This is a genomic window from Streptomyces sp. NPDC026515 (assembly GCF_055567595.1).
This window is the reverse complement of sequence record NZ_JBVHQD010000027.1, coordinates 86,494-109,364: the sequence shown is the minus strand read 5'-3', so window position 1 is coordinate 109,364 and position 22,871 is coordinate 86,494. Positions and strand designations below refer to the sequence as shown.

General features: G+C 71.8%; 22 protein-coding genes. 6 read left to right on the top strand and 16 right to left on the bottom strand.

What is annotated here, in order from left to right; all coding sequences use genetic code 11:
- Window positions 1–28: 28 nt before the first annotated feature.
- Together ACZ4O3_RS38845 and ACZ4O3_RS38840 are read right to left on the bottom strand one after the other, a co-directional pair.
- On the bottom strand, window positions 29–1,705 hold the full coding sequence (locus ACZ4O3_RS38845) for a class I adenylate-forming enzyme family protein (RefSeq protein ID WP_467726922.1): 1,677 nt from the start codon (window positions 1,703–1,705) through the stop codon (window positions 29–31).
- Window positions 1,702–2,466 carry an SDR family oxidoreductase gene (locus ACZ4O3_RS38840; protein ID WP_467726920.1) on the bottom strand — a complete coding sequence of 255 codons (765 nt, stop codon included), beginning with the start codon at window positions 2,464–2,466 and terminating at the stop codon, window positions 1,702–1,704. Before ACZ4O3_RS38840 ends, ACZ4O3_RS38845 begins: the two co-directional genes overlap by 4 nt.
- Window positions 2,467–2,699: 233 nt before the next feature.
- On the opposite strand from ACZ4O3_RS38840, the gene ACZ4O3_RS38835 reads away from it, so the two are divergent.
- Together ACZ4O3_RS38835 and ACZ4O3_RS38830 are read left to right on the top strand one after the other, a co-directional pair.
- Window positions 2,700–3,950 carry an exo-beta-N-acetylmuramidase NamZ family protein gene (locus ACZ4O3_RS38835; protein ID WP_467726918.1) on the top strand — a complete coding sequence of 417 codons (1,251 nt, stop codon included), beginning with the start codon at window positions 2,700–2,702 and terminating at the stop codon, window positions 3,948–3,950.
- A gap of 80 nt (window positions 3,951–4,030) precedes the next feature.
- Window positions 4,031–5,350, top strand: a complete 1,320-nt coding sequence (locus ACZ4O3_RS38830; protein ID WP_362728576.1) for a serine-threonine protein kinase — start codon at window positions 4,031–4,033, stop codon at window positions 5,348–5,350.
- Window positions 5,351–5,374: 24 nt separating this feature from the next.
- On the opposite strand, the gene ACZ4O3_RS38825 is transcribed toward ACZ4O3_RS38830, so the two are convergent.
- Window positions 5,375–8,164 (bottom strand): penicillin acylase family protein, encoded by a 2,790-nt coding sequence (locus ACZ4O3_RS38825; protein WP_467726917.1) that lies wholly within the window; start codon window positions 8,162–8,164, stop codon window positions 5,375–5,377.
- A gap of 268 nt (window positions 8,165–8,432) precedes the next feature.
- Here ACZ4O3_RS38825 and ACZ4O3_RS38820 point away from each other — a divergent pair, with 268 nt between their 5' ends.
- Entirely contained in the window at window positions 8,433–9,035 is a 603-nt protein-coding gene (locus ACZ4O3_RS38820) for a hypothetical protein (protein WP_384996709.1), read from the top strand.
- A 99-nt stretch (window positions 9,036–9,134) separates the two neighbouring features.
- Here ACZ4O3_RS38820 and soxR read toward each other — a convergent pair whose 3' ends face one another.
- Window positions 9,135–9,593 carry a redox-sensitive transcriptional activator SoxR gene (soxR, locus tag ACZ4O3_RS38815; RefSeq protein ID WP_362726367.1) on the bottom strand — a complete coding sequence of 153 codons (459 nt, stop codon included), beginning with the start codon at window positions 9,591–9,593 and terminating at the stop codon, window positions 9,135–9,137.
- 113 nt (window positions 9,594–9,706) lie between these two features.
- On the opposite strand from soxR, the gene ACZ4O3_RS38810 reads away from it, so the two are divergent.
- Complete coding sequence (locus ACZ4O3_RS38810; protein ID WP_362726369.1) at window positions 9,707–10,168, top strand: MaoC family dehydratase; 462 nt, start codon at window positions 9,707–9,709, stop codon at window positions 10,166–10,168.
- A 35-nt stretch (window positions 10,169–10,203) separates the two neighbouring features.
- Here ACZ4O3_RS38810 and ACZ4O3_RS38805 read toward each other — a convergent pair whose 3' ends face one another.
- The 3 genes from ACZ4O3_RS38805 to ACZ4O3_RS38795 form a co-directional block, all read right to left on the bottom strand.
- Window positions 10,204–10,827: a TetR/AcrR family transcriptional regulator gene (locus tag ACZ4O3_RS38805; RefSeq protein ID WP_362726371.1), complete on the bottom strand. Its 624-nt coding sequence runs from the start codon at window positions 10,825–10,827 to the stop codon at window positions 10,204–10,206.
- Window positions 10,828–10,918: 91 nt separating this feature from the next.
- Complete coding sequence (locus tag ACZ4O3_RS38800) at window positions 10,919–11,206, bottom strand: YiaA/YiaB family inner membrane protein (protein ID WP_362726374.1); 288 nt, start codon at window positions 11,204–11,206, stop codon at window positions 10,919–10,921.
- Window positions 11,207–11,265: 59 nt separating this feature from the next.
- A complete protein-coding gene (locus tag ACZ4O3_RS38795) occupies window positions 11,266–12,417 on the bottom strand; it encodes an acyl-CoA dehydrogenase family protein (RefSeq protein WP_362726387.1) in 1,152 nt (383 codons plus the stop codon).
- A 65-nt stretch (window positions 12,418–12,482) separates the two neighbouring features.
- On the opposite strand from ACZ4O3_RS38795, the gene ACZ4O3_RS38790 reads away from it, so the two are divergent.
- A complete protein-coding gene (locus ACZ4O3_RS38790; protein WP_362726378.1) occupies window positions 12,483–13,133 on the top strand; it encodes a TetR/AcrR family transcriptional regulator in 651 nt (216 codons plus the stop codon).
- A 74-nt stretch (window positions 13,134–13,207) separates the two neighbouring features.
- Window positions 13,208–14,167: a DMT family transporter gene (locus tag ACZ4O3_RS38785; protein ID WP_467726914.1), complete on the top strand. Its 960-nt coding sequence runs from the start codon at window positions 13,208–13,210 to the stop codon at window positions 14,165–14,167.
- A gap of 12 nt (window positions 14,168–14,179) precedes the next feature.
- Here the strand turns inward: ACZ4O3_RS38785 and ACZ4O3_RS38780 are convergent, their stop codons facing one another.
- The 9 genes from ACZ4O3_RS38780 to ACZ4O3_RS38740 all read right to left on the bottom strand — a co-directional run bounded on the left by ACZ4O3_RS38780 (window position 14,180) and on the right by ACZ4O3_RS38740 (window position 22,834).
- Window positions 14,180–15,268 carry a Zn-dependent alcohol dehydrogenase gene (locus ACZ4O3_RS38780; protein ID WP_467726912.1) on the bottom strand — a complete coding sequence of 363 codons (1,089 nt, stop codon included), beginning with the start codon at window positions 15,266–15,268 and terminating at the stop codon, window positions 14,180–14,182.
- A gap of 13 nt (window positions 15,269–15,281) precedes the next feature.
- Window positions 15,282–16,670, bottom strand: a complete 1,389-nt coding sequence (locus tag ACZ4O3_RS38775) for an aldehyde dehydrogenase family protein (RefSeq protein WP_467726910.1) — start codon at window positions 16,668–16,670, stop codon at window positions 15,282–15,284.
- An 89-nt stretch (window positions 16,671–16,759) separates the two neighbouring features.
- Window positions 16,760–17,212: a DUF3574 domain-containing protein gene (locus ACZ4O3_RS38770; protein ID WP_467726909.1), complete on the bottom strand. Its 453-nt coding sequence runs from the start codon at window positions 17,210–17,212 to the stop codon at window positions 16,760–16,762.
- A 159-nt stretch (window positions 17,213–17,371) separates the two neighbouring features.
- The gene (locus ACZ4O3_RS38765) at window positions 17,372–18,019 is read right to left on the bottom strand and encodes a class F sortase (RefSeq protein WP_467726908.1); all 648 of its coding nucleotides are present in this window, start codon (window positions 18,017–18,019) and stop codon (window positions 17,372–17,374) included.
- Window positions 18,006–18,719 (bottom strand): hypothetical protein, encoded by a 714-nt coding sequence (locus tag ACZ4O3_RS38760; RefSeq protein ID WP_362732248.1) that lies wholly within the window; start codon window positions 18,717–18,719, stop codon window positions 18,006–18,008. The genes ACZ4O3_RS38765 and ACZ4O3_RS38760 overlap by 14 nt, the downstream gene beginning before the upstream one ends.
- A gap of 101 nt (window positions 18,720–18,820) precedes the next feature.
- Window positions 18,821–20,065: an MFS transporter gene (locus ACZ4O3_RS38755; RefSeq protein ID WP_467726906.1), complete on the bottom strand. Its 1,245-nt coding sequence runs from the start codon at window positions 20,063–20,065 to the stop codon at window positions 18,821–18,823.
- A 23-nt stretch (window positions 20,066–20,088) separates the two neighbouring features.
- Complete coding sequence (locus tag ACZ4O3_RS38750; RefSeq protein ID WP_467726904.1) at window positions 20,089–21,471, bottom strand: CitMHS family transporter; 1,383 nt, start codon at window positions 21,469–21,471, stop codon at window positions 20,089–20,091.
- 138 nt (window positions 21,472–21,609) lie between these two features.
- On the bottom strand, window positions 21,610–22,227 hold the full coding sequence (locus ACZ4O3_RS38745) for a TetR/AcrR family transcriptional regulator (RefSeq protein WP_362725389.1): 618 nt from the start codon (window positions 22,225–22,227) through the stop codon (window positions 21,610–21,612).
- Window positions 22,228–22,291: 64 nt separating this feature from the next.
- Entirely contained in the window at window positions 22,292–22,834 is a 543-nt protein-coding gene (locus tag ACZ4O3_RS38740) for a hypothetical protein (RefSeq protein ID WP_362725391.1), read from the bottom strand.
- Between the last annotated feature and the right edge of the window lie 37 nt (window positions 22,835–22,871).

Genomic DNA, 22,871 nt, shown 5'->3' with positions numbered 1-22,871 from the left:
GCCGCCACCTGCCTCTCTGGTATGTCTGCTAACCCTGTTGCGGCCGGGAACGAAGTTCCCGTCGGAGGATCTTCCCACTTGCCGTCTTCGGCAGATCGGGCAGGATCTCCACCAGCCGCGGATATTTGTAGGCGGCCAGTCTTTCCTTGCAATAGAGGGCCAGATCGTCCGGATCGGTTGCAGCGCCGGGGCGAAGACTGATGTAGGCCTTGACGGTCTCCCCGCGGTAGCCGTCGGGCACCCCGACCACGGCCGCCTCGCGCACCGCCGGATGGGTGTACAGCACGTCCTCGACCTCGCGCGGCCAGACCTTGAAGCCGGACGCGTTGATCATGTCCTTCTTGCGGTCGACGACGTACAGCCAGCCCTGCGGGTCCATGAAGCCGATGTCGCCGGTGCGCAGCTCGCCGTCCGGGAAGGTCTCGGCGGTGGCCTCGGGCCGCCGCCAGTACCCGGGCACGACCTGCGGCCCGCGCACGAGGATCTCGCCCTGCTCGCCGAAGGGCACCTCCTCGCCCGCCTCGTCGACGATGCGGACGACGGTGTCTGGACCGGGCACCCCGACCGCCAGGGTCCCGGAGACCGGGTCCACGGGCGCCTCCAGGACCGGCGGCACGGACGCGCAGGGCGCGGTGCACTCGGTGAGCCCGTAGCCGTTCCTGATGTACGGCCCGTACCCGGCACGGAACTTCTCGACCAGGGCCGGCGGCAGGGGCGCGCCGCCGGAGGAGATGTTCACGAAGGAGGCGAAGTGCTCCGGGGTGACGTCCGGGTGGGCGGCCAGGGCCATGAAGGCGGTGGAGGGGCCGACCGTGTAGTGCGGCCGGTGCTCGGTGAACGCCTCGAGGACCAGGCCCGGTTCGAAGCGGTACGTCAGCACCAGCGTGCCCGCGCTGTTCAGACAGGCGCCGAGCTGGCAGACCATGCCGGTGATGTGGAAGAGCGGCGCGAGGGCGTAGTAGACCGGCGCGTCGGGCAGCCCGAGCCCGGTCTTCTGCCGCTCGGCGTTGTACGTGATGTTGCCGTGCAGGTTGGTGGCACCCTTGGGGGTACCGCTCGTCCCCGAGGTGTAGCTGATCAGGGCGATGTCGGACGGTACCGGGTCGCGCCCCTGGGGGGCCTTGCCACCCCGGCGCGCGACCGCCACCAGGTCCTCGGCGTCGGCGGCCTGCGGCAGCCGCTCGAAGGCCAGCACGCGCGCGTCGTCGCGCGTCTGGAAGTCCAGCTCGCTGGCCGTCAGCACGATCCGCACCGGCGAGTCGGCGGCCGTGTCGCGCAGGTACGACTCCCAGGCCCGCTGCGAGCAGACCAGCGCGGCCACCTCGCCGTCCCGCAGGACGTGGGAGACCTCCCCCGACTTGTACATGGGGTTGACGGGTACGACGGTCGCGCCCGCCTTCCAGGCGCCGAGCAGCGCGATCACGAAGTGCGGGGAGTTCTGCAGGATCACGGCGACCCGGTCCCCGCGCTCCAGGCCGCTCTCGGCGAGGTGCGCGGCGACGGAGTCGGTCAGCTCGTCGACCTCGCGGAAGCCGAGCCGGGCGTCGAAGTAGGCGAGGAAGGTGCGGTCGGGCGCCTCGGCGGCGGCGGTGCGCAGGGCGTGCACCATCGAGGCGGGAGGATCGACCGGGCCGCGCTGGGCCTCGTCGAGGAGCGCCACCCAGGGCCGGGTGGCGTAGAGGGACTCGGTCCGCGACTGGGTCACCGGGTGGCCTCCCACTTCTGCTGGATGTGGTTCATGCTCGTCAGCCAGTTGTCCGGGTCCGCGGCCCGCGCCCGGTAGTACCCGGCGGCCTCCGGATGCGGCAGGATCAGGAACCGGTCCTCGGCCATGCCCTCGAACAGCGCGTCGGCGACGGCGTCCGGTTCGATCGCGGTCGGCTGGAGCACCAGGTCGCCCGCGCTGCCGGTGGCGGCGAGCATGTCGGTGCGGACGCCCTGCGGGCAGATCGCGTGCACCTTGAGTCCGCGGTGCCGGTAGGTCAGCGACAGCCACTCGGCGAAGGCGTAGGCGGCGTGCTTGGTCACGCTGTACGGCGCGGCCCCGATCATGGTGAGCAGCCCGGCGGCGGACACGGTGGACACGAACCGGCCGCTGCCCCGCTCCAGCCATGCGGGCAGCAGTTCCTGGGCGGCCCGCACATGGGCCATGACGTTGACGTCCCAGGCCGAGGCCCACACGGCCGCGTCGGCCGCCTCGGACCCGCCGGAGCCGAGCCCGGCGTTGGCGCAGAAGACGTCCACGCGCCCGCCGAGCGCGTCCCGGGCGGCGGCGACGACGCCGGACGCGTCCCCCGGCACGGCGATCCCGCCGATCTCCTCGGCGACGGCGCCCGCCTTCCCGGCGTCCAGGTCGTTCACGACGACGCGGGCACCCTCGGCGGCGAATTTCCGGGCAAGGGCGGCACCGATGCCGCCTCCCGCCCCGGTGACGACGACTCCCGCATCCTGCACGGCTCCCACCATCGGTCTCCTTCGACACGGCGCGAAACAACACGGCCCAGTCACGACACACTAACCGGTCGGTATGTTTGAGAAAAGGGCGACGGTCACACCCCCTTTAAGGGCGCAGGGCCACGGCCCGACACACCAGGACCGCCGTCCCCAGGGGCACTGGGGGCACCCCCGGCCGCCGGCTGGGGAGGAACTGCGCGACCAGCCACGCACGATCCGCACCCGGACGACGACGGAGGCCTCTCATGCGGCGCCCTTCCCGACGCAGTGTGCTCGCCGCGGCCACGGCGGCAGCCGTGACACCCGTACCCGCGGCGTCTTTGGCCGACGCCCCCGGCCGCGTCGGGGCGCACTTCGAGACCGGCTTCGACCGCCTCTCCGCCGACGGCTACGCCCTCCTGGCCCGCCAGAAGGTCGGCATCGTCACCAACCCCACCGGCGTGACCGGCGACGTCCGCCACATCGTCGACGTCATGCACGCCGACCCGCGGGTCGAGCTGACGGCGGTCTTCGGCCCCGAGCACGGCTTCCGCGGCACCGCCCAGGCGGGCGGCTCCGAGGGCCGCTACGACGACCCGGCGACCGGCCTGCCCGTCTACGACACCTATCTCAAGAGCGGCCGGCCCCTCGCCGACGTCTTCACCGCCTCCGGCGTGGACACGGTCGTCTTCGACATCCAGGACGTCGGCGCCCGCTTCTACACGTACATCTGGACGCTGTACGACTGCATGGAGGCCGCCCAGCTGGCGGGCAGGCGCTTCGTCGTGCTCGACCGCCCCAACCCGGTGACCGGACGCACGGCCCAGGGCCCGGTCCTGCACCGGGAGTTCGCCAGTTTCGTCGGCCGGCAGCCGATCGCGCAGGCGCACGGGATGACGGTCGCCGAGCTCGCGAAACTGTTCAACGCACAGTTCCTGACCTCCCCGGTCGAGCTGGACGTCGTGCGGATGACGGGCTGGCGGCGGGACCGCTTCTACGACGCCTACGGACTGCCCTGGGTGCCGCCGAGCCCCAACATGCCCACCCCCGACACCGCCCTCGTGTACTCGGGAACCTGTCTGTTCGAGGGCACGAACCTCTCCGAGGGGCGCGGCACGACCCGCCCCTTCGAACTGCTGGGCGCGGAGGGCGTCGACGCACGGTGGGCGTCCGCCGCCAACCAGCTGGGTCTGCCGGGCGTGCGGTTCAGGGAGGCGTACTTCACGCCGACGTTCTCCAAGTTCCAGGGCAAGACGGTGGGCGGGGTGCAGATCCACGTGCACGACCGGGCCGCCTACGACCCGGTACGCACCGGGATCGCGCTCCTGGTGACCGCCAAGAAGGTGTGGAGCGACTTCGCCTGGCGGTCCGACGACTGGATCGACAGGCTCACCGGATCCACGACCGTGCGCACGATGACCGACGCGGGCGCCGGAACGGACGAGGTCGTCGGCGCCTGGCGGGACGAACTCGCCGCGTTCCGCCGGATCCGAAAGGAATTTCTGCTCTACGGGTGAGGCGCGCTGTATGGCCAACCTTGCCCGGCAGCGGGACGATGCGCGCACATCGCACCGGTTCGGGGCACGAGGAGCCTGGCATGGCGGATTCTGGGATGAGCGTGGCTCCCTACTGGGAGCTGACCTTCGACGCCGACGGCGACCCGGACGGCGCCGAACGCGACCGGCTGCTGGGCGAGGTGACGGCGCACGGCGTCCGCGACCTGATCGTCTTCGCGCACGGCTGGAACAACGACCGTTCGGGCGCGACCGCCCTGTACCGGCGGTTCTTCGCACCGATCCCGAAACTGGCGCCGAAGGCGCGGATCGGGTACGTCGGGGTGGTGTGGCCGTCGATGCGGTTCTGCGACGAGCCGATCCCGGACTTCCCGAAGTCGGTGGTGGCCACGGAGGCGGAGGAGAGACCGGCCCCCGTCCTCGACAAGGACACCCGGCACGCGCTCCTCGACACGTTCCCGGGCCGGGCCACCGTGGTCGACCAGATCGCCCGGATGCTGGAGCAGCGCCCCGCGGCCGAGCTGGAGGAGTTCGGGCGGCTGGTACGGCTCCTCGTCGAGGTCCTGCCCGGCGGCCCCCAGCCGCTGTTCGCGGCGGACACCGTCGCGGAGGGCGTCCCGCAGAACGACCCGGTGCTGTTCACCGGGGACACGACGGCTCTGTGCGAGGAGTTCGCGCAGACGCTGGCTTCCGTCCGGCCGGGGACCGGCACGGCGGAGTTCGCGCTGCCGAATCCCTGGGACGGCGCGAAGGAGTTGCTGCGGCAGGCGACGTACTACGCGATGAAGCGCCGCGCCGGGACCGTCGGGGAGCGCGGGCTGGGCCGGGTCGTGGGGCAGTTGGCCGGTGTCGCGCCAGGGCTGCGGGTGCATCTGGTGGGGCACAGTTTCGGCGGCCGGCTGGTGTCGTTCGCGCTGCGCGGGCTGCCGGACGGGGTGCACACGGTGAAGTCCGTGACGTTGCTGCAAGGGGCCTTCTCGCACTACGCGTTCGCCCCCCGGCTGCCCCACGACGCGCGTGCGGGCGGGGTGCTGCAGGGCCAGGAGAACCGGATCGACGGTCCCCTGGTGTGCTGCTACTCCCACTTCGACGGGGCGCTCGGCACGATGTATCCGCTGGCCTCGCGGATGGCGGACGACGGCGAGTCGGTACTGGGCCTGAACGTGGGCGGGGCGCTGGGCGCCCGGTGGGGCGCGATGGGTCACGACGGTGTGCAGGCGGTACCGGGCACCCGGTCACTGGACCTGGCGGCGGCCCTGCGCGGCCCGCTCGCCGCGCCCGGTTGCGTGAACGTGGACGCGGCGGCGGTCGTCAGCAGGGGCGGCCCGCCGTGCGGGGCGCACAGTGACATCGTGCACCCCGAACTGGCGAGGGTGGTGCTGGCGGCGGGGCGGATCGGCTGACCCCGCCGCCGTGGAACTGCCTGCTCAGCGGTGCGAGGTGAACTCCACGACCTGCTGGAAGGTCGGGCGGTTCTGCCAGCTGATGTTGTAGTGCTTGATGCCGCCCAGGGTGCGCTGGACGATCGAGTCGGCACACCACTGGTCGCCGGCCGAGCAGAGGGAGTCGCCGGGGTAGACCGTGGACGCGCTCGTGCCGGCCGCCGTCTTCAGCGTGCTGATCAGGACGTCCCGGCAGGCGCTGAGGCTGCCGCCGCCGCAGTACTGCGCGGCCAGCGGACCCGACACGCTCTGCCCGAGCACCGACCGGATGTCCTTGTCGACATAGCTCCACCAGCCGTACTGGAAGGAGCTTCCGGCGTGGGCCCCGGTCGGACCGTGCGCGGCCGACGGGGTCTCGTCGATGTACAGGTTGTTGGTGAACGCGGTGTACAGGCTGTCACCGAGGCCGGGCTGGAACTCGGCCTTCACCAGCAGCGGCCACCATGCGTCCAGGATCCGGACGGCGTCGGCGTTGGCGTAGGTCTTCGAACCGGCCGAGGTCTCGGTGCGTTTGCCGCCCGCGGTCAGCCAGGTCTGGAGCTTGGTGACGGCCGCGGCGGCCGTGGAGTCGGTCACCGTACTGCTGTTGACGACCTTCAGCAGGTCCGGCAGCACGTCCTCGGCCCGCAGGTCGGTGAGCGACGCGTCCGACATGGCCTTCACGAGCGAGGAGCGGGTGACTCCCCCGGCGGCGACGAGTTTCTTCACCCGGTCGTCGAGGAGGTTGCCGCGATGGACGGATCCGTCGCCCCAGCTCGCCGTCGTGTAGTTCAGTGCCTGTTTGTTGTTCCAGGAGATGTAGTAGTCCTGGTCGATGGAGTTGGGGTGCTGCGAGGCCGGGGTGTAGTCGGACGTGTTGGTGGCCGGGTTCCAGTTCTGCCACTCGTAGGCCGCCTGCGCCCAGACCGGGAACTCGGGGTCGACGGCGGTCGCCCGTACCGGGTTGTCGCCGCTGTTGTAGTACGCGGTGTGCGAGGAGTCGGCGTAGAACCAGTTGAAGGTGAAGTTGATGTGCTGCGCCGCGCTCTGGAAGGTCTCCGGGCTCTTCACGTAGTCGGGGTCGTTGAGCATCTGGAAGCCGATGATCGAGTCGGCCTCGTGCATGTAGGAGGAGCGCAGGGTGGTGTAGGCCACCTTCTTCCCGCCGACGGTCGCGCGGTATTCGACGGGTCCGTACTTCGTCTTCCACACGCGCATGGTGTACGAGCCGGCGGCCGTGCCGTCGGCGGTCGTCGGCTTCCAGGAGTTCTTCTGCTCGACCTCGTCCATGGCCGTACAGGTGCCGTGGTACAGGTAGTGGTAGTCGTCCTGGCAGAGCTCGACGGCGTAGCTGTCGATGATGTCCTGGCCGGAGGTGGTGGCGGACCAGGCGTAGTCCTGGCCGCGGCCGAGTTCGACGTACATGCTCAGACCCGCGAAGGAGGCGCCGCGGGCGCTGATGCCCGGGCCCTGGATCTCCTGGAGCATGAGCAGCTGCGGGGCGAAGTAGCCGGTCTGCGGTCCGAAGACGGCGACCGGGTGTCCGCTCGCGGTGTGCCTGCCGCTGACCACGAGCGCGTTGGACATCCCGCGCCTGGCCGAGCTGAGGGCGGTCGCGGTCGCCGCGGCGGAGGCGGCGGAGGCGCTCTGGTCGGCGCCGGTGCCGGTGGCGTCGTAGACCAGTGGCTCGGTCGCCACCGAACCGGAGTCCGGCAGTGCCTCGCCCTGCGGGCTGGACGGCTTGGTGCCGTAGGGGAAGCTCTCGCCGTTGTGGACGGTGAGCGCGGCCTCGGGGTCGTTGCGTTCGCGGAACGACTCCCAGACCTTGGTGCCCTGCTCCACGCCGTACTTCTGCTGGGCGGCGAGCAGTGAGAGGGCGTTGTTGACCTCGCCTCCGCCGCCGGAACCGAACAGCGAGCCGACCACGGAGGCCAGGGCCACCAGGTCGGTGATCTTGAAGTGGTCGATGGTGCCGGCGTTGGTGATCGAGTCCTTGTGACCGGTCAGGACGTACTCGCCGGGGAAGTAACGGCCGCTGTCGGAGGCGTCTATGTAGGAGTTGACGCCGGCGAGGTAGGCGTTGGCGTCGGCGAGGGCCTGCTGGCCGCGGGTGCCGTTGTTGGCGACGGCGTTGTCGATCTGCGCCTGGAGGTCGGCCTCGGTGTAGGGAGCGTTGCGGTAGAACTCCTGCTCAAGGCCCTGGTTGGAGGCGGCGCCGCCGGCGAAGGTGGTGAGCTGGCCGCGGCCGACGTGCCGGAACACGTCCATCAGCCACAGCCGGTCCTCAGCCGCGGCATAGCCGGCGCCGAACTCCGTGCCGTATCTGGTGGTACCGGTGATGTGCGGGACGCCCGTCTTCTTGTCGCGGACGATCGTCACGTCGCTGCGCCCCGCCGGGCTCTCCGTGGAGGCGACCTGATCGGAGGCGACCCCGAACGAGGAGTCGTTGAAGAACGTGTTGATCTTCGCGTCGGTGAGGGTGGAGTAACCCGTGGCCAGGTTGTTGTAGGGGCCCAACTGGTCCTCGGCGTGCGCGGGCTGGGTGCCGAAGACCTGGTTGAGCAGGACCTGGGCGAGAGTGGCGTTGCCGTTCTCACCGGGCGGAAGGATGTCCGAACACCGGCCGCCGCAGTAGTCGTTGGAGGCCGTGGCCGCCGCGGCCGGAGTGGCCTGGGCCAGCGGGGAGAGCAGACCGGCGACGAGGACGCATACAGATGCCGCTTTCAGGAACCCGGGGAGCTTGCGGGGAGTTCTCAGTCTGTCGAACAACGCGTGATGTCTGGTGCGCCGGGGCATGGCGACTCCTCACGACGGGGGTGGTGCCGGACGTTACCGCCGGTATCCCCGAGATTGAAGATGAACATGCGTCAAGTTTTGGAGTCGTGGCCCGAGTCGGCGGCGTCACCGGCCGTCGGTCAAGGCGGGCGGCCTTATGGACGGCATCGGAAATCGGATGGAGCCGATTCGAGTGTCGATACGTCTATACGGCAACGCCGCGCGACGTCCGTGCGACGCCGCCGAAGTGACCGGAGTACAGGTGCAGGTGTGACGGAGGTGCAGGGCGATGGCCGGTTTCCGGAGTCTGGCGAGACAGGTGCGAGACCCACGGTGTGATCTGGCGCTGCGGCGCTACTCGCTGCGCAAGTGCCTGGAGCGGTTCGCTCCCTACGGGCACCGTGCGACCTGGGACCATCTCTGCTCGCGGGCCGGGTTCGGTCCTGAGGACCGGTCCCCCGATCCAGCGCGTCTCGTGGGCGCACTGGAGGAGCTGGAAGAGGCACGGGCGGTCTGGCTGGCCTACGAGGTCGAGTTCGCGGAGCGCCGCAAGAAGGAGAAGCACGACGGGCTGCGCCGCCCGGGCAGCGTGGACGACTGGCACCGGCTGACCTGGGGCGGATTCGGAGTGGCCTGGTGCGACGACCCGCGGGTCCATCCCGACGAACCACTGGCCGAGGTGCTGCGACGGCTGATCGCCGCCCTGGAGCGCGAACCGGGCGCGGTCTGCCCGGTGTGCGCCGGGGAGCGCCTCATCTGGAAGTACGACCTGGACCACGAGCCCTCCGCCGGTCCGGTCTGCACGGACTGCGGGATCCTGGTGCCGCGTCCGGTGCTCACCTCCGAGGCCCTGGCCTACGCCAGGCGCGGACGGCTGCTCATGTCGGCCTGACCCCTGGGGGTGCGTCGGGGGCGCACCCCCCAACTGGCGTCGGGACCGGCCGCGTCGACGCCGGCCGCCGCTCCCGCGCGTGCTCGCCGCCGGCCGGGTTCAGGGGCGCTCCGGCAACAGGCTCGAGCCCGCCCGGCGTTGACCGAAGGCGTCGTCCGGGTTGGACAGCACGCAGGTGTCCAGCGAGAGACAGCCGCAGCCGATGCAGTCGGTGAGGTGATCGCGCAGCCGGTTGAGCTGCCTGATGCGTTCGTCCAGTTCGGCGCGCCAGGCGCGCGAGAGACGGGCCCAGTCCTCCCGGGTCGGGGTGCGTTCCTCGGGAAGTTCACTCAGGGCCTCGCGGATGGTGGCGAGGGGGATGCCGACGCGTTGTGCCGCCCGGACGAAGGCCACCCGGCGCAGCGTGTCGCGGGTGTAGCGGCGCTGGTTGCCGGTGGTGCGCCGACTGCTGATGAGCCCCTTGGCCTCGTAGAAGTGGAGTGCGGAGACGGCTGCGCCGCTGCGCGCGGACAACTGGCCCACGCTCAGCTCTTGGATCTTGTCGGGAATCTGCGGCACCCCGCAGAGCCTACCGACCCGCGCGGGCCGCGCTCCGTTGACAGGGAGCCCGCTCCCGACCATGCTAAGCAGTCGCTTAGGTATGGACGTGCGACCGCGAGAGGGCCGGGAACATGGCAGAACCGAGGATCTTCACCTCCCCCGACGAGCTGAAGGCGGCCGTGGGCGAGCAACTGGGCCACACCGACTGGCTGGAGGTCGACCAGAAGCGGATCGATCTGTTCGCGGAGGCGACGGGCGACCACCAGTGGATTCACGTCGACCCGGAGAAGGCCTCCGCGGGGCCGTTCGGGACGACCATCGCGCACGGCTACCTGACGCTGTCGCTGCTCCCGCTCTTCGGCCCCCAGCTGATCTCGGTCGAGGGCGTCAGGATGGGCGTGAACTACGGCACCAACAAGGTCCGTTTCCCTGCCCCTGTCCCCGTCGGTTCCCGGCTGCGCGCCACCGCCACGATCACCGACGTGACGGACGTCACGGGCGGCGTCCAGGTGAGTGTCGCCTTCACCGTGGAGCGCGAGGGCGGCGACAAGCCGGTCTGCGTGGCGGAGTCGGTGTCCCGGTACTACCTGTAGGAGCGGCCACCCGCGAGGCCGTCCGGTCCGCAGGGCTACCTGGCCCCGACCATCCGGAGCACGAGGTCGGCGTAGAGCGCGCCGACCTGCTCGGGTGTGCGGGGGCCGTCCACGTTGAACCAGCGGGCGACGTCGATGCAGAGGGAGAGCACCGCGAGGGTGGTGCCGTGGATGTCGATGACGTCGAACTCCCCCGACGCGACGCCGTCCTCGATGATCCCGCGCACCTCGGCGTCGACCTGGCGGCGCAGCGCGAGGATCTCGGCGCGCGCGTCGGGGCCGAGAGCGTCCAGTTCGTACTGCACGACCCGGGCGGTGGTGCGCCGTCCGGCGTGCCAGCGGACGAAGGAGCTGACGCCGTCTGCGAGCCGCTCGGCGGCGGTGCCCTCGCGCCTGGCCGCCGTCTGGAGGATCTCCAGGGCCTTGTCGTGACCGATGCGGCTGATCCGGTGGAGCAGCTCTTCCTTGGTCTTGTAGTGGATGTAGAGCGCGGCCGGGCTCATGCCGGCGCGGCCCGCGATGTCGCGGGTGGTGGTGGCGTGGTAGCCGCGCTCGGCGAAGGCCTCCACGGCGGCGACCAGCAGCCGCCGGGCCGCGTCAGGGGTGACCTCGTCCCACGGCTCGACCTCGCCGCCGGTCGTCTCCTCCGCCGTACTCATCGCTCGCTCGCCCCTCTCGGTACCGGAGCACCACCATACCGCCGAAGCTGAGCGAGCGCTTAGCATGCCCGCTCAGAGCTTGTCCCGCGACTCAGAGCTTCTCGAAGGGGTCGTGTTCGGCGAGCAGCTTCTCCAGCCTGGCCTGGTCGACGCGGCTGACGATCTGCCCGGCCTCCTGACGGTCGCGGACGACCTTCGCGAGGGTGAAGGCGGAGGTGACCAGGTAGAGGACGGCGATGCCGAGGAAGGCGCGCACCCAGGCGTCGGCGTGCAGCCGGAAGATGCCGATGGCGGTGGCCGTGATGGCGATGGCGAAGGAGGCGACGGCCTGGCCGTAGTAGGCGGCCGTGTTCTGCTGTCTGACCGGTGTGTCATTCATGGTCCGATGATCGGCGGACGTGGCCCGCGCCACATCCGTCGGGATACTCAGAGACCTACTCAGAACGCCGAAACACCTGTCAGTGCCCGCCCGATGAGCAGTTTCTGGATCTGGCTGGTGCCCTCGTAAAGGGTCATCACCCGCGCGTCGCGCAGGAGTTTGCCGACCGGGTACTCGTCGATGTAGCCGTAGCCGCCGAAGACCTGGAGGGCGTTGTTGGCGGCGCGCACGGCGGCCTCGGAGGCGAAGAGCTTGGCCTTGGAGGACTCGGTGGCGAACGGCAGGCCGCGGTCGACCAGGTCGGCGACCCGCCAGGTCAGCAGCCGGGCCGCGTCCACGTCGACGGCGATGTCGCTGATGAGCTCCTGGACCAGCTGGTGGCCGGCGATCGGGGTGCCGAACTGCTCGCGCTCCCCCGCGTACCCCACGGCCGCCTCCAGCGCGGCCTGGGCGATCCCGACGCAGCCGGCGGCGACCGACATCCGCCCCTTGGCCAGCGCCGACATGGCCACCGAGAAGCCCTTGCCCTCGGGACCGAGCATCGCGGCGGCGGGCACCCGGACGTCCTCCAGGACGAGTTCCGCGGTGGCCTGGCCGCGCAGGCCGAGCTTGCCGTGCACGGCCCGGCGGGTCAGGCCGGGGGTGTCGGCGGGCACCAGGAAGGCGGAGACGCCCTTGTGGCCGGGCGCGTCGGTGGAGCGGGCGAAGAGCAGGACCACGTCGGCCCAGGTGCCGTTGGTGATGAACATCTTGGCGCCGTTGACGACGTAGTCGTCGCCGTCGCGAACGGCGCGGGTGGTGAGGCTGCCCGCGTCGGAGCCGGTGCCGGGTTCGGTGAGACCGAAGCAGCCGACGTACCCGCCGGAGGTCAGCCCCGGCAGCCACCGCCGTTTCTGCTCCTCGCTGCCCCAGGCGGCGACGGTCTTGGCGACCAGGCCCAGGGAGACCGAGACGATTCCGCGCACCGAGGAGTCACCGCGGCCGAGTTCCTCGGTGACCAGGCAGTACGACAGGTGATCGCCGCCCGAGCCGCCGTACTCCTCGTCGACGGTCAGGCCGAGGAAACCGACCTCGCCGAGCTTCTTCACGATCCCCCGGTCCACCTCCTCGGCGCGATCCCAGGCGATCACGTGCGGGGCGATCTCGCGCTCGACGAAGTCCCGCGCGAGCTGCCGTACGGCGGTCTGCTCCTCGCTGAGTCCCAGGTCCACCATGCGATCACCCCACATTTAAATTAGCAGTGCTAGTTTACTGGTGCAGCCCTACTATGTGCGCCATGGCCCGACCGCGCAAGCCCCTCCTCAGCACCGACCGGATCGTCCGGGTGGCACGGGAACTCGTGGACGCGGAGGGCCTGGCGGCCGTCTCCACCCGCCGGCTCGCGGCCGAGCTGGGGGTGAGCGGGCCCTCGCTCTACAACCACTTCCGCACCAAGGACGAGATCCTGGAGGCCGTCGCGGACTCGGTGAGCGCGCAGGTCGACCTGTCGATGTTCGGGCGCGGCGACGGGCGGGACTGGCGGACCGCGCTGCACGACTGGGCGGTGTCGTACCGGGCCGCGCTGCGCGACCACCCGAACATCGTCCCGGTCCTGGCCCGCGGTCCCGGCCGCCGCCCCGCCGGGCTGCGGCTCGCCGACGCGGTCTACGGCGCGATGGTGGACGCGGGGTGGCCGCCGGCGCAGGCGACGTCGATCGGGGCGCTGATGCGCTACTTCGTCATGGGATCGGCGCTGGGATCGTTCGCCGGGGGCTTCGTGGACGACGCGAGCGCCTACGATCCGGCCGACTACCCGCATCTGGGCCAGGCGCACCTGCTGGCGGACCAGCAGGAGAAGATCGACGAACGGGCCTTCGAGACGGGGGTGCGGGCGCTGCTGGACGGGCTGGCCCAGCAGTTCACCCAGGTGAAGGAGACGGCGGGGTAGGCCGCGCCCCGGTCCCGGCCAGCCGTCCGAAATCCGCAAGCCCCGCCCCCGCCGCCTTCTCTAACCTCGGTGTCATGACGAATCCCGCGCCCCGGTCCCTCCCCCGTGCCCCCGCCGTCTCCGCCCTCCCCGCCGTAGCCGCCGTCGTCACCGTCGTGCTGTGGGCCTCCGCCTTCGTGGCCATCCGGAGTGCGGGGGACTCCTACTCCCCCGGTGCCCTCGCCCTCGGCCGGCTGTTCTCCGGGTCGGTCGCGCTCGGGCTGCTCTGCCTGGTGCGGCGCGAAGGGCTGCCGCACCGGTCCGCGTGGCGGGGTGTCGGGATATCAGGCGTGCTCTGGTTCGGCTTCTACATGGTCGCCCTGAACTGGGGCGAGCAGCAGGTCGACGCGGGGACGGCCGCCCTCGTGGTGAACGTCGGCCCCCTGCTGATCGCCCTGCTCGGGGCCCGGCTGCTCGGCGACCCCATGCCGCCCCGGCTGCTCGCCGGGATGGCGGTGTCGTTCGCGGGTGCCGTGACCGTGGGTCTTTCGATGGCCGGCGGGGGAGGTTCCTCGGTCCTGGGCGTGGTGCTGTGCCTGCTCGCGGCGGTCGCCTACGCGGCCGGTGTGGTCTCCCAGAAACCCGCCCTGGCCCGGGCGAGCGCGCTCCAGGTGACGACGTACGGGTGTCTCGTGGGCACCGTGGCCACCCTGCCGTTCGCCGGGCAGCTGGTGCACCAGGTCGCGGGCGCACCACTGTCCGCGACCCTCGACATGGTGTATCTCGGGATCTTCCCGACCGCCCTCGCCTTCACGACCTGGGCATACGCCCTCGCCCGGACCACGGCGAGCCGGATGGGCGCGACGACGTACGCCGTGCCGGCGCTGGTCGTGCTGATGTCCTGGCTGGCCCTGGGCGAGGTGCCGGGGCCGGTCACCCTGGCGGGCGGGGTGCTGTGCCTGGCCGGTGTGGCGGTGTCCCGGTCCCGGGCCCGGACGCGGGCCCCCCGTACCGTGCCGACGGCCGGGGAGCCGCACCCCGAACGGGTGCCGTGACCCTCCTCGGGGTCAGAAGACGACCAGGGCCCGGCCGCCCTTGCCCACCAGCATGTTCTCGAACGCCGAGGGGATGCCCTCCAGGGCGATCCGTTCCGTCACCAGCGCGCCCAGGTCCAGGCGGCCGGCCCGGACGTGCTCGGCGAGCACCGGCAGGTCGCGGGCCGGGTCGGAGTTGCCGTAGACGCAGCCGGAGAGGGTGCGGCCCCAGTGGAAGAGCTCCAGGGCGTTGAAGGTGACCTGCTCGCCCCTGCCACCGATGCCGACCACCGTCGTACGGCCGCCCCGGCGGGTGGACTCCCAGGCCGCGCGGATGCTGACCGCGCGGCCGGCGCACTCCACCGAGACGTCGACTCCCTGTTTCCCGGTGAGCCCCCGGACCGCCCGGGGTGTGGCGTCGGAGGCCACCACGTAGTCGGTGGCCCCGGCGGCCCGGGCCAGTTCCTCCTTGGCCGCGGAGACGTCCACCGCGACGATCCGGGACGCGCCCGCGATCCGGGCGGCCTGCACCGCGGCCAGGCCCACCCCGCCGACGCCGAACACCGCGACGGTCTCGCCCTCCCGGACCCGCGCCGAGTTGTGGACGGCGCCGTAGCCCGTGAGCACCGCGCAGCCCAGCAGGGCCGCGTCGGTGAGCGGGATGCCGCCCGGCAGCGGCAGGACGCAGGACTCGGCGACCACCGTCTCCTCCGCGAACGCGGCGACGTTCAGGCCGGGGTGCAGGTCGGTGCCGTCCGCCGTGCGGGCGTGGACGCCGGCGGCGCCGGCCAGCGCGTCGGCGCACAGCCAGACCTCGCCGAGCGCGCAGGCGTGGCACCTTCCGCAGGAGGGCGCCCAGTTGAGGACGACCGGGTCACCGGGCGCCAGCCGGGTGACGCCCTCCCCCACGGCGGCCACCGTGCCCGCGCCCTCGTGTCCGAGGACGGCGGGGACCGGCACCCGCATGGTGCCGTCGGACAGGGAGAGGTCGGAGTGACAGACGCCGGCGGCGGCGAGGCGGATCCGGACCTGGCCCGGTCCGGGGTCCGGGAGGACTATCTCGGTGACCGCGAGGGGAGCGCCCACGGCGGGCAGTACGGCGGCTCGGACTGTGGCAGCCATCAGAGCGGCCTCCTCAGAACTGAAGGGACTTGGTCTGGAGGTACTCGGCGAGGCCGTGCGCGCCGAGTTCCCGGCCGACGCCCGACTGCTTGTAACCGCCGAACGGCGCCAGCGGGTTGAAGCGTCCGCCGTTGATGTCGACCTGCCCGGTCTCCATGCGCCGGGCGAAGGCCACCGCCTCCGCCTCGTCCCCCGCCCAGACGGCGCCCGCGAGGCCGTAGACCGTGCCGTTGGCGATCCGGAGCGCGTCCTCCTCGTCCACGTAACGCAGGATCGACAGCACCGGGCCGAAGATCTCCTCCTGCGCGATCGTCATCTCCGGGGTGACATCGGCGAACACGGTCGGGCTGACGAAATAGCCTTGCTCGCGCGGGGCTTCGGGGCCCCCGGCGACCAGCCGGGCGCCCTCCGCGACACCCTGCTCGATGTAACCCCGCACCCGGGTACGCTGCTTGGCGCTGACGACCGGTCCGATCCGCTCCGCGTACTTGGCGGCGGCTGCCGCGGCCAGCTCCACCGCCTGCGCGTACTGGTCGGTGTGTACCAGCATCCGCGTCCAGGCGCTGCACGTCTGCCCGGAGTTGGACATCACGTTGGCCACGCCGACGTTGACGGCCCTGGCGAGGTCGGCGCTCGGCAGGATGACGTTGGCGGACTTGCCGCCCAGCTCCAGGGCCACCTTCTTCACGGCCGCCCCGGCCGCCGCGCCGATCCGCTTGCCGACGGCCGTCGAACCGGTGAAGGAGACCAGATCCACCCCCGGATGCTCGGCGAGGGCCTGCCCGGCCACCGGACCGAGGCCGGTGACCAGGTTGAACACACCGGCCGGGAAGCCCGCGTCGGCCACCGCCTCCGCGAACAGCTGGGCGGTGAGCGGGGTGTCCTCGGCGGGTTTGAGGACGACCGTGCAGCCGGCCGCGAGCGCCGGGGCGACCTTGGCGACGATCTGGTGCAGCGGGTAGTTCCAGGGCGTGATCGCGCCGACCACGCCGACCGGCTCCTGGTGGACGGTCGAGTTGCCGACCTTCTCCTCGAACGGATGGACCGCGGCCAGTTCGGCGTACGAGCCGGCGACCGCGATCGGCAGCCCCGCGTGCACGGCCTGCGAGAACTGCGGCGGGGCGCCCAGCTCCGCGGTGACCGTCTCGGCGATCTCGTCCTTGCGTGCCGCCAGCGCGTCGCGGAGCGCGCCGAGCCGGGCGGCCCGCCCGGCGGGCGGGGTGGCGGCCCAGACCGGGAGGGCGGCACGTGCGGCGCGCACGGCGGTGTCGACGTCCAGCGCGCCGCCCGCCGGGACCCGGCCGATGACCTGCTCGTCGACCGGGTTCACGACCTCGATCACGTCCTGGCTCTCGGCGGCGCGCCAGGCGCCGTCGATGTACAGGCCGTCGTGTGCCTTCATGCTGCTTCCTCCCGGCGGGCAGGGTCTCAGGCCTCACAAACTAGCGGCGATAGTTTTTCGGCGCCAGAGACGGACGGACGGCGGGATCGTCAGAAGTCGACCCGGGCCTGTTCGTCCACCCGCCCCACGCTCTCCTGCGCGAAGGCCTTCTCGTAGGCCCGCCGGATCTCCTCGATCTTCCGGTCGCCGCTCTTCACCGCCGGCTCCGGATACAGCAGGATCAGTTCGTACGACCGCTCCTTCTCGATCGTGCCGTGCGCGTCCCGCCACTGCCCGCGCCCGCTCTGCACGGTCAGCCCGTCGGGGAAGTCCGGGGTGACCTCCTTGTCGACGAAGGCCGTGAACTGCCGGTCGGTGACGGCTGGGCCGCCGTCCGGCCGTGCGGTACCGAAGAAGAGCCGGGTCTCGACGTAGGCCTTGCCGCGCGCCGGCACGGCGGCGGGCCGGCCGTCGGCCAGGGCGGTGTACGCGGCCGGGGCGCCGGCGAGCAGCACTCCGGCCAGGGCGAGGGCCGAGCGGTTACGGAGCGAACGAGTACGCATGTGACCTTCTTAGGCGGTTTGTCCCTCCCTGGTCCCGGCTTCCCGCCGGGATTCACTCGTCCAGGCCGGAACCGCCACGTCCCCTCGGTGGCGCGGGAAACCGGACGGCCGGCCGCGACGGCCGCACACCGCGCGCCGGCGGTGCGGGCCGCCGCCCGGTCACCGCGTCGCGGTCAGATGGGCGAAGACCACCACGTTGCTGGTGTAGCCCGTCCTCCGGCTGAAGAGACCACCGCAGGTGATGACGCGGAGTTCGGGACGCCGGGTCTGGCCGTACACCTCCTCGCTCGGGAAGTCGGCCTTGTCGTAGACCTTCACCCGGTCCACGGTGTACACGGCGGTACGGCCGTCCGCGCGCCCGGCCTCGATCCGTTTGCCGGGCTTGACCTGCGCGAGCGCCGCGAAGACGGCGGGCCCCGTCCTGGTGTCCCGGTGGCCGACGGCCACTGCGAGCCCGGACTCGCCCGGCGTGGCGCCGCCCTCGAACCAGCCGATCAGCTTCGGGTCGTCGACCGGCGGTGTCTCCAACTGCCGCCCCTGGTCGAGCCGGACCCCGATGACCGGCGCGTCGACGCCCAGGACGGGGATGCGCATCGACGTCGGCCGGGACCGGGGCAGCGGGCGGGGCGGGGGCCCCTCGGCCCCGGGCCGACCCGCGCCCGGGCCGGCCGCCGCCGAGGCGTCCGAACCGCCCGGACCCCCGCACCGGACCACGGTCACCAGGACGATCGCCAGCAGGGCGGTCCTGGCGAGGCGGAAGGCGCGGGTCCGGTACCAGGGCCTGCGTCTGCGCCTACGCGGCGCCATGGGGGCGACGGCGGATCAGCCGGACGTACACCACACCGCTGGCCGCGACCAGGCCCACGGCCGTCGCCGCCGCCAGCGGCGAGAACGCGGCCGCAGTGTCGGCGAGGCCGCCGCCGCCCGCGTGCACACCGCCCTGCGGGCCGCCGCGGTCCCCGCCCTGCACCCAGGAGTCGCCCCGCTGGTTGTCCTCGATCTGCCCGTTGGGACCGCCCTGGCCGTTCTGACCGTTCTCGCCGTTGGGGCCGTTGGGGCCGTTCTGGCCCGGCGCCCCGTCCTGTTTGCCGTCGCGGCAGTTGACCCGGAAGACCTTCTCCTTCAACGCGCCGGACACCGTCCACGAGAGCTTGTACTGCCCGTCGGCCAGCCCCAGCGGGTCGGTGTGACCGGCGCCTCCGGCGAGCTGGATGGTGCCGGCGACGGTGGCCGCGGTGGGCAGCGGGGGCTGTGGCGTGATGGTGTAGGCGATGGCGGGGAGGACGTCGAAGTTGACGGCGTCGAGATAGAACCTGCAGACCACCGGGTCGTCCTTGGACACGCCGAAGGGCACGCCCACCCGGTGGATCCTGATGTCGCCGTTCTCTCCTACGGCCGCCGCGTTCGGCGCCGCCACCCACGACGCACCCGCCGCGGCGATGGCGGCGAGGACGACGGTGGCGCCCGCTCGGGAACCGGCGGCGCGGGGCAGTGTGAGCGTGGGCATGCAAGCTCCTCCAAGTTAGACGATTTTCATACAAATCGACCTTTCGTTTGGACTGTCACCCATGCACTCCACGGCCCGTGGCACCGACATTCGACGCGCCGTCAGATATCGCTCGTGCGGCGCAACGCCGGGCCCCCGCGCCGCGTCCGCGGCTCCGGGCCGGCACCCCCTGACCGCCCCGACGCCCCCGGCGAGCGCACCGCCACACCCGCGGAGACCAGCAGCAACGCGCCCAGCATCACGAACGGCGCGGCCACTCCGGCCACCCCCGCCACCAGCCCCGCTCCGGCCGGCGCGGCCACCTGGCCCAGGCGGTTGCCGGTCAGCCGCAGGGCGAGTGCCGTGGACCGGGCGCCCTCGGGAGCGGCCTGGACGACCGTCGTCATCGACAGCGGCTGCCCGACCCCCAGGCAGAAGCCGAGCGCGGCGAGCAGCAGGGCCAGCGCCCACACCGGGGCCGGCAGCGCGATCGCGGCGCACAGCACGGCCGCCAGGAAACACGTCAGGGCCAGCAGAAGCGGCCGGCCGAGCAGCCGCAGCAACGGCGTGAGGACCAGCCGGCAGGCGATCGTCGCCCCCGCACGGACGCTGAGCAGGACTCCGATCACGGCCGGCGCGATGCCCCGGTGCTCGCCGACCACCGGGAGATACGCGGTCAGGATGTCGGTCGCGGACAGGACCGACAGGCTGATCAGCATGCCCGCCGGGACCCCCCGGGCCCGCAGGATGCCGCCCACCGGGACGCGGACGCCCCGCTCGTGACGGGACGTCACCGCCGTACGGTCCTCGATGTGCCACAGCGAGCCGACCGCGACCGCCGCACCCGCACCCGCCGCCACGAGGGCCAGCGCGCTGCTGCCGGCCATGTCGGGCCCGCCGATCAGCGCACCCGCGGCGATCGGTCCGACCAGCTGCCCGAGCGACGCGCCGATGGTGAAGTGGCCGAAGTTGCGGTCCTGTTCGTGCGGGGCCGACTGGCGGGCCACCAGCGACTGCGCGCCGATCACGAAGCAGAGGTGGCCGAGGCCCATCACCCCGCTCCACAGGGCCATCGCCCAGAGGGAGTTCGCGAGGCCGCTGAGCGCGCAGCCGCCGGCTATCAGCACCACGCCGACCGGCAGCAGGGGCGCGCAGCGGCCGTGGTCGGTACGGCGGCCGAGCGGGACGGCGGCGAAGAGCGGGAGCAGGGCGTAGACGCCGGCGATGACACCGACGGCCCGTTCGTCGGCGCCGAGCGCGAGCGCCCGGTACGAGACGGCGGGCCGGGCCATCGACACCGCGCCCTGCGCGAAGCCGAAGGCGATGACGAGGCGGAGCAGCCAGCCGCGGTTCCTGCCGGGCGCCATGGTGAAGTCCTCCGTGGAGCAGGTCAGATGATGCCGAACAGGATTCCTGCCCCCAGCACCACGAGTGAGGTGAGGGCGGCCCACTTGACGACGAAGCGGGTGTGGTCGCCGAACTCGACCTTGGCCATGCCTACCAAGACGTAGACGGCGGGTACCAGCGGGCTCGACATGTGCAGGGGCTGGCCGACGATCGAGGCGCGGGCGATCTCCACGGAGGAGACTCCGTGCGCCTGGCCGGCCTCGGCGAGGACCGGGAGGATCCCGAAGTAGAAGCCGTCGTTCGACATGAAGTACGTGAGCGGGATGCTGAGCACGCCGGTGACGAGGGCCAGGTGCGGGCCCATGGCGTCGGGGATGTTGCCGACGAGCCAGCCGGCCATGTGGTCCACCATGCCGGTGCCCTGGAGGACCCCGGTGAAGACGGCGGCGGCGAAGACCATGCCGGAGACGTTGAGGACGTTCTCGGCGTGCGCGCCGAGGCGGGCCTTCTGGGCGGGCATCTGCGGGAAGTTGACCGTCAGCGCGAGCGCGGCGCCGAGCAGGAACAGCACCGGGATCGGCAGCCACTCCATGATCATCGAAGTGAGCAGGGCGACCGTGAGCAGCGCGTTGAACCAGTACAGCCCGGGACGCAGGGTCTCGCGGTGCGGGTCCAGGCCCTGGAAGTCCTCGTCGGCCGGGGGCTGCCCGGCGGGCATGGGGCCCGGACCGCCGCCGGTACGCGCGAGCGGCCCGCCGGCCCCCACCAGGACCGTCTCGGTCTCCTCCACCAGCGCCTCGTCCAGGGTCAGCACGCCGAGCCGTTTGCGCTCACGGCGGCCGAGGACGTACGCGAGGGCTATCACGAAGAGGAGTCCGACGGCGAGCGCGGGGATCATCGGCACGAAGATGTCGCTCGCGTCCAGCTTGAGGGCGGTCGCCGCGCGTGCCGTCGGTCCGCCCCAGGGCAGCGTGTTCATCACGCCGTTGGCCATCGCGGCCACCCCGGTCATCACGACCAGGCTCATCTTCAGGCGCTTGTACAGCGGGTACATCGCCGAGACAGTGATCATGAAGGTGGTGGAGCCGTCGCCGTCGAGGGAGACGATCGTGGCGAGCAGAGCCGTACCGACGACGATCCGCAGCGGGTCGGCCTTGCAGAACTTCAAGATCCCCTTGACGATCGGGTCGAACAGACCGACGTCGATCATCACGCCGAAGTAGACGATCGCGAACATGAGCATCGCCGCGGTGGGCGCGAGGCCGGTGACGCCGTCGATGACGTATTCGCCGAGCTCGGCCCCCTTGCCGACGAACACGCAGAACAGCGCGGGTATCAGCACGAGCGCCGCGATCGGCGACATCTTCTTCAGCATGATCAGGACCAGGAAGGTCGCGATCATGGTGAAGCCGAGGATGGTCAGCATGAGTGGAACACCTAACGTTCGCCCTTGAACTCCCGCCAGGGCAGGCGGTGCGATGACGTTAGGTCGCGCCAAACGTCGTTAACAAGACGTTGACACGCGAGCAATAAGCGCAAAAGTCCAGGTCACGAGGGTCTCGTCTCAGTCCAGCACCCGCGCCAGATAGGCCCGCAGCAGTTCCCGCGTCTCCTCGATGATCGTCTCGTCGCCCTCCGGGTCCATCCGGAAGGACAGGTGGACCAGGGTGTCGGCGGTCTCCACGGCCACCAGGAACGTGCGGCGCAGGGCCTCGTCCGGGGTGCGGCCGATGTAGCCGGAGAGCAGGTCGGTGAGGCGGTCGGCGACCCTGCGGTTGGGTTCGGCGTGGCGGGCGCCGACCGGTATCTGGTTGCCGAAGTCGACGAGCGAGAATCCGGGGGCGGTGCGCTTCATGGCCAGGTACTCGTCCAGCACCGCGTCCGTCGCCGCACGCCAGTCGCCCTTCGGCGCGTCCTTCAGCCGCTCGGCGACCCGCTCGGTGTAGCGCTCCAGGTTGCGCTGGGCGAGGGCGTCCACCATCTGCCGCTTGTTGCCGAAGAAGCGGTAGACCGAGCCGATGGGCACCGCCGCGCGCACCGCGACGGCCCGGGTGCTCAGCTCTTCGTAGCCCACCTCGTCGAGGAGGTCGGCGCAGGCGTCGAGAATCCTGGTCAGCCGTTCCGCACTGCGGCGCTGGACAGGAGCTTTACGAAGCGGGGGCGCTGGGGGCACGGGCTTCATGATGCCTTTCCGCGGGGATCAGGTGAACCTCGCCCCCCAGTACGGAGACGGATGGCCCATGCACTCATCCGGGCGGGGGGCCGTCCGTCGCCGTCGGCGTGACCGTCTCCGCCCCCGATGCCGTGACGTCCGCCGTGCTCTCGACCGGCTTGCCGTGGACGACCCACACCGTGCCGTCGTCCGCGTAGAGGCGGACGGTGACGTGGTGGGTGCCCTGCGGGACGAGCCTGGCGGGGAGGTGGTAGACGGGGGTGCGCAGCCGGGTCACCAGGTCGCCGTCCACGAAGAGGTAGGCGAGGCCGTGCCCGTCGACCGCCCGGGCCGCGGTACCGGCCGGGGAGAGGTGGAAGCGGTGCACGTCGAGCCGTACGTCCCAGCCTCCGGCGGTGTCCGGCGTGACCACCGTGCCCACCTCGGGCGCCTGCTTCCCGCCGGCCTCCCGGTAGTGGCGTCCGCCCTCGTCCGTGTCGTCGAGGATCTTGCCCACCGGTGAGGGCGCCCCCGTCTCCCGCTGCTCGTGCGCCTCCCCGGTCCCGCAAGCCGCCGCAGCGACCAGCAGCAGCGCGCCGGCCGCGAGCGCGCCCGGCAGTCCACGCGTCCACGACATGCCCGGGAGCGTAGAACAGCGCGCAGTGGACCGGATC

Coding starts and splice junctions, on each gene's coding strand:
- ACZ4O3_RS38765 (WP_467726908.1), bottom strand. CDS start 18,019: ATGGCGCCGCGTAGGCGCAGACGCAGGCCCTGGTACCGGACCCGCGCC.
- ACZ4O3_RS38740 (WP_362725391.1), bottom strand. CDS start 22,834: ATGTCGTGGACGCGTGGACTGCCGGGCGCGCTCGCGGCCGGCGCGCTG.
- ACZ4O3_RS38745 (WP_362725389.1), bottom strand. CDS start 22,227: ATGAAGCCCGTGCCCCCAGCGCCCCCGCTTCGTAAAGCTCCTGTCCAG.
- ACZ4O3_RS38780 (WP_467726912.1), bottom strand. CDS start 15,268: ATGGCTGCCACAGTCCGAGCCGCCGTACTGCCCGCCGTGGGCGCTCCC.
- ACZ4O3_RS38820 (WP_384996709.1), top strand. CDS start 8,433: ATGGCCGGTTTCCGGAGTCTGGCGAGACAGGTGCGAGACCCACGGTGT.
- ACZ4O3_RS38755 (WP_467726906.1), bottom strand. CDS start 20,065: ATGGCGCCCGGCAGGAACCGCGGCTGGCTGCTCCGCCTCGTCATCGCC.
- ACZ4O3_RS38800 (WP_362726374.1), bottom strand. CDS start 11,206: ATGAATGACACACCGGTCAGACAGCAGAACACGGCCGCCTACTACGGC.
- ACZ4O3_RS38805 (WP_362726371.1), bottom strand. CDS start 10,827: ATGAGTACGGCGGAGGAGACGACCGGCGGCGAGGTCGAGCCGTGGGAC.
- ACZ4O3_RS38760 (WP_362732248.1), bottom strand. CDS start 18,719: ATGCCCACGCTCACACTGCCCCGCGCCGCCGGTTCCCGAGCGGGCGCC.
- ACZ4O3_RS38775 (WP_467726910.1), bottom strand. CDS start 16,670: ATGAAGGCACACGACGGCCTGTACATCGACGGCGCCTGGCGCGCCGCC.
- ACZ4O3_RS38835 (WP_467726918.1), top strand. CDS start 2,700: ATGCGGCGCCCTTCCCGACGCAGTGTGCTCGCCGCGGCCACGGCGGCA.
- ACZ4O3_RS38770 (WP_467726909.1), bottom strand. CDS start 17,212: ATGCGTACTCGTTCGCTCCGTAACCGCTCGGCCCTCGCCCTGGCCGGA.
- ACZ4O3_RS38825 (WP_467726917.1), bottom strand. CDS start 8,164: ATGCCCCGGCGCACCAGACATCACGCGTTGTTCGACAGACTGAGAACT.
- ACZ4O3_RS38785 (WP_467726914.1), top strand. CDS start 13,208: ATGACGAATCCCGCGCCCCGGTCCCTCCCCCGTGCCCCCGCCGTCTCC.
- ACZ4O3_RS38790 (WP_362726378.1), top strand. CDS start 12,483: ATGGCCCGACCGCGCAAGCCCCTCCTCAGCACCGACCGGATCGTCCGG.
- ACZ4O3_RS38840 (WP_467726920.1), bottom strand. CDS start 2,466: ATGGTGGGAGCCGTGCAGGATGCGGGAGTCGTCGTCACCGGGGCGGGA.
- ACZ4O3_RS38830 (WP_362728576.1), top strand. CDS start 4,031: ATGGCGGATTCTGGGATGAGCGTGGCTCCCTACTGGGAGCTGACCTTC.
- ACZ4O3_RS38750 (WP_467726904.1), bottom strand. CDS start 21,471: ATGCTGACCATCCTCGGCTTCACCATGATCGCGACCTTCCTGGTCCTG.
- ACZ4O3_RS38810 (WP_362726369.1), top strand. CDS start 9,707: ATGGCAGAACCGAGGATCTTCACCTCCCCCGACGAGCTGAAGGCGGCC.